This window comes from Candidatus Binatia bacterium, from assembly GCA_036382395.1.
Taxonomy (GTDB): Bacteria; Desulfobacterota; Binatia; order HRBIN30; family HRBIN30; genus JAGDMS01.
Genome location: DASVHW010000461.1, coordinates 1 through 4540, shown reverse-complemented (window position 1 = coordinate 4540; position 4540 = coordinate 1). Strand labels below are relative to the sequence as shown.

4 protein-coding genes and 1 tRNA gene are annotated in these 4540 nt (G+C 61.6%); all 5 read right to left on the bottom strand.

What is annotated here, in order from left to right; all coding sequences use genetic code 11:
* Nucleotides 1-134: LON peptidase substrate-binding domain-containing protein (locus tag VF515_22800; protein ID HEX7410458.1), on the bottom strand; the 134-nt coding region annotated here is incomplete at its 3' end.
* Between the two features lie 324 nt (nt 135-458).
* Nucleotides 459-1736, bottom strand: coding sequence for an ATP-dependent Clp protease ATP-binding subunit ClpX (gene clpX, locus VF515_22795; protein ID HEX7410457.1), 1278 nt, complete (start codon nt 1734-1736; stop codon nt 459-461).
* Between the two features lie 293 nt (nt 1737-2029).
* A complete protein-coding gene (gene clpP, locus VF515_22790; protein HEX7410456.1) occupies nt 2030-2662 on the bottom strand; it encodes an ATP-dependent Clp endopeptidase proteolytic subunit ClpP in 633 nt (210 codons plus the stop codon).
* 101 nt (nt 2663-2763) lie between these two features.
* A complete protein-coding gene (gene tig / locus VF515_22785) occupies nt 2764-4116 on the bottom strand; it encodes a trigger factor (GenBank protein ID HEX7410455.1) in 1353 nt (450 codons plus the stop codon).
* A 109-nt stretch (nt 4117-4225) separates the two neighbouring features.
* A tRNA-Leu gene (locus tag VF515_22780) sits at nt 4226-4310 on the bottom strand.
* Nucleotides 4311-4540 lie beyond the last annotated feature (230 nt).

The window sequence follows — 4540 nt, the reverse complement described above, 5'->3', positions numbered from 1 at the left end:
GCCTTGATCGACTTTTCACGGCCGACAAAGAGCGGAACGATCATGTGCGGGAACACCACGATGTCGCGCAGCGGCAAAACCGGATAGGCCCGGGTCTCGCCTGGTTGCAGCTGGGGTCGTGGCTTATTGGTCATTGGCCTTTTCCTTTTTGTTGTGCCCCTGCCCCAGGACCCGCGGCTGCGGCATCGCAGAACAGTGCCGATAAGGATGGGCAAGGAGGCGTAGGGCGAACGCATGCCCGACGCAGCTTTGGAAGGCTACGAAACCCTCGCCCAGTCGAAAACTACGAACTTTCGTACGCCAGTTCTCTTCAGACGCTATACGTAGGATGACGCCTTAGGCTCTGCAAGTAACGCACGTTTTTCCAGTTACAACGGGTCTCGCAGGCTTACTAACAGCGCGAACGACGCGAATCGGCGACTTTTCCCGGTGGCCGGGGAGCCCGCCGAAAGGAACTATCAGGCGCTGGCGCTGCCCGACTCGGCCGTCCGGTCACTGCGGTCGGCATAGATGTAGAGCGGCCGGGCGGTACCCTCGACGACCTCCTTGGAGATCACCACCTCCTCGACCCCTTCCAGGCTGGGGAGGTCGAACATGGTGTCGAGCAGGATACTCTCCATGATGGAACGCAGGCCGCGCGCGCCGGTCTTGCGTTCGATCGCCTTGCGAGCGATGGCACCGAGTGCCTCCTCGGCCAGCGTAAGGCCGATCGACTCCATCTCGAACAGCCGCTGGTATTGTTTCACCAGCGCATTCTTCGGCTCGACCAGGATCTTCTTGAGCGAAGGTTCGTCCAAATCTTCGAGCGTGGCGACGACCGGCAGACGGCCGACGAATTCCGGGATCAGGCCATACTTGAGCAGATCCTCCGGCTCGACCTCGCGGAAGATTTCGCCCTGCTTGCGATCTTCGGGCGCCAGCACCTTGGCCGAGAAGCCGATCGAAGTGGAGCGGCCGCGCGAAGAGATGATCTTCTCCAGGCCGGAGAAAGCTCCGCCGCAGACGAACAGGATGTTGGTGGTATCCACCTGCAGGAATTCCTGCTGCGGATGCTTACGGCCGCCTTGCGGAGGCACCGAGGCGATGGTGCCTTCCATGATTTTGAGCAGCGCCTGCTGCACGCCCTCGCCCGACACGTCGCGGGTAATCGACGGATTGTCGGACTTGCGCGAAATCTTGTCGATCTCGTCGATATAGACGATGCCGCGCTGCGCGCGCTCGACATTGTAATCGGCCGACTGCAGCAGCTTGAGGATGATGTTTTCGACGTCTTCGCCGACGTAGCCGGCTTCCGTGAGCGTCGTGGCGTCCGCCATCGTGAACGGCACATCGAGGATGCGCGCCAGCGTTTGTGCCAGCAGCGTCTTGCCCGAGCCGGTCGGCCCGATCAGCAGGATGTTCGACTTCGCGAGTTCGACGTCGTTGTGCTTGGCCTGGTGGTTGAGCCGCTTGTAGTGATTATGGACGGCGACCGAGAGCACCTTCTTGGCGTGATCCTGGCCGATGACGTAGTCGTCGAGGACCTTGCGGATTTCCTTGGGCGTCGGAATGCCGTCGCGCGACTTCACCAGCGAGGACTTGTTCTCCTCGCGGATGATGTCCATGCACAGTTCGACGCATTCGTCGCAGATGAACACCGTCGGGCCGGCGATGAGCTTGCGCACTTCGTGCTGGCTCTTGCCGCAGAACGAGCAGTACAGGGTGTTCTTGGAATCACTGCCGCCGACTTTGCTCATTCCATTCTCCGTCACACTCTTTCGTACTCGCGTGGCCGGCGAGAGTTTCGATCACCCGCCGATACGCAACGAACGAAGCAAGTTTCGCGCCGGAACACCAGCACGGCGGCCTTTCATTCCGGGCGGCCCGCAAACCCTACTGCTCCCCCACACCATAAGCGAAGCATGCTAACGACCTGATAATCAAGATTCTATTAACGATAACGCCATACTCACAGCCGCGAAAGCGCCCATCCTGAGGCATGGCCTCGTACTGGTTCACCGGCTTGGCAGGAACCGCCCGGGCGGAACCCTCAGGCGGGTTTGGGAAGCATTTCCTCTGGCCGCTTGCTGATCACCTGGTCGACCAGCCCGAATTCCTTGGCCATATCGGCGGTAAGAAAATAGTCGCGCTCGAGGGCGTCCTCGATCTTCTTCAGCGACTGGCCGGTATGTTGCACGTAGATCTCATTGAGCCGCTTCTTCAGGTTCAGAATCTCCTGGGCGTGCAGCATGATGTCGGTGGCCTGGCCCTGGAACCCGCCGGACGGCTGATGCACCATGACACGGGCGTTCGGCAGCGCGAAGCGCTGGCCCTTGGCGCCGGCGGCGAGCAGCAGCGACCCCATGGAGGCCGCCTGCCCGACGCAGAGCGTGGAAACCGGCGGGCGCACGAACTGCATCGTGTCGTAAATCGCCATGCCGGAGGTCACCACCCCGCCCGGCGAGTTGATGTACATGGAGATTTCTTTTTTCGGGTTTTCCGCTTCCAGGAACAGCAGCTGCGCCACCACCAGGGTGGCCGTGCCGTCCTCGATCGGACCGGTGATGAAGACGATGCGTTCCTTCAGGAGCCGCGAAAAGATATCGTAGGCGCGTTCGCCACGGTTGGTCTGCTCGACCACCATGGGGACGAGCTGCATATAGGTCTCGACGGGGTCTCTCATTTCGGCTCCTTGACGCGAATCACGTGAGGCTAGATTAGCCTTCGCGCCGCGTCCGGATGATCTATTTTCGCGCAGTGCCCGGCGCAAGACGCGCCGGCCGTTCAGGCCACCGAATCGTCTTCCTTGTAGAGTTCCTCGCGCGAGACCTTGTTCTCGGTCACCCCAGCGAGTTCGAGCAGGAAGTCGACCACCTTTTCCTCAAAGATCGGCGCGCGCAATCCGGCAACTGCCTGCGGGTTCTGGCGGAAGTAGTCCCACACCCGCTGCTCCTGGCCGGCAAACTGACGCGCACGGTCCATAATGGCGCGGCTCAATTCGTCCTCGGTCACGGTGATGTTGTTCTTCTCGCCGATCTCGGCGAGTACCAGGCCGAGCCGTACCCGCCGCTCGGCGATGGCATGGTATTCGGCTTTGGCCTTCTCCTCGGTGGTGTTCTCGTCGGCGAAGGTCTTTTTCTCGGTCTCCATCTCGCTGAGCACCGACTTCCACACGCGCTCGAATTCCTCCTCCACCAGCGACGGCGGCGGTTCGAACTTGTGCAACTTGTCGAGTTCGTCAAGTAGGGCGCGCTTGAGCTTCTGCCGCGACATCGCGAGATGGTCGTGCGAAATGCGGTCCTTGACCGCCTCGCGCAGCTTGGCGATCGATTCCAGGCCGAGCGATTTTGCGAAATCGTCGTCGATTTTGACCGTGCCGGGCGCCTCGATCGATTTGGCGGTGACGACGAACTCGGCATCCTTGCCGGCGAGCGCCTGGTTCGCATAGTGCTCCGGGAATTTCACCTGCAGCGTGCGGGTTTCGCCGGCGCCGATGCCGATGAGCTGATCCTCGAAGCCGGGGATGAACGTGTTCGACCCGATCAGCACCACTGCGTCGTCGCCGGTGCCGCCCTCGAACGGCGCGCCGGCGATGGTGCCGGCATAGGAAATGGTGACGCGATCGTCCTTGGCGGCCTTCTCGCCTTCGGCCCTCGGCGTGTAGGGCTTGTTCTGCTCGGCGATGCGGGCGATGCCCTCCTCGACTTCCGTCTCGGTGATCTCGGTGGTCAGCCGGGTGAGCTTGATGTCCTTGAAATTGGCGAGATCGATCTTCGGTACGATCTCGACCGCCATCGTGTAATCGAGGTCGCTCTCGCCGGCGATCAATTTCTCCACTGCGCCTGCCTCGGTCGGCAGCGTCACCTTCGGATCGGCGGCGAGCTTGTAACCGCGCTCGCTGACGATCTGGTTATTGGCATCGCGCACCGTCGCCTCGATCACCTCCGCCATGGTCGAGCGGCCATACATGCGCTTGAGATGAGCGACCGGCACCTTGCCGGGGCGGAAGCCGTTGATGCGGACGCGATTCTTGATCTCGTCCAGGCGCACATTGACCTTGGCGTCGAGCTCGGCGGCCGGAACAACCACCTTGAATTCGCGCTTGAGACCCTCGGACAGCGTTTCGGTAACTTGCATTGATCACACTTCTTTGTTGCACTCGCGTCGCGTCGGTTTGGCAGCAGCCAACCGCGCCGGGGGTGTCGGTATACGGGCGCTTAGCCCGCGTTTCTTTCAGCCCTCGGCGTGGTGCGGGCGGAGGGACTCGAACCCCCACGACTTTCGTCACGGGAACCTAAATCCCGCGCGTCTACCAATTCCGCCACGCCCGCCAAGGGTAGTTACAGGACGATCCTGGCGCCGCAATCCGGCAGGGCTTAACGCGCCGATGCCCGCCAAGGCAAGGTGTACGGCAACCCTCGCACGGCTCGGAAGTCAGGTTAACGGCTCTGCTTCGATGATTTTGCATTGACGGTGCGGCGTGATTCCGTAAGCGCTCTGATTCGGCGGGAGCGCGGCCATGGATGACTTCACGATCGCATGTGCGGATGATGATGCGCCC

What these genes read in the sequence shown, in the direction of transcription:
- clpX (HEX7410457.1), bottom strand. Translation starts at nt 1,736, where the DNA reads ATGAGCAAAGTCGGCGGCAGTGATTCCAAGAACACCCTGTACTGCTCG.
- clpP (HEX7410456.1), bottom strand. Translation starts at nt 2,662, where the DNA reads ATGAGAGACCCCGTCGAGACCTATATGCAGCTCGTCCCCATGGTGGTC.
- tig (HEX7410455.1), bottom strand. Translation starts at nt 4,116, where the DNA reads ATGCAAGTTACCGAAACGCTGTCCGAGGGTCTCAAGCGCGAATTCAAG.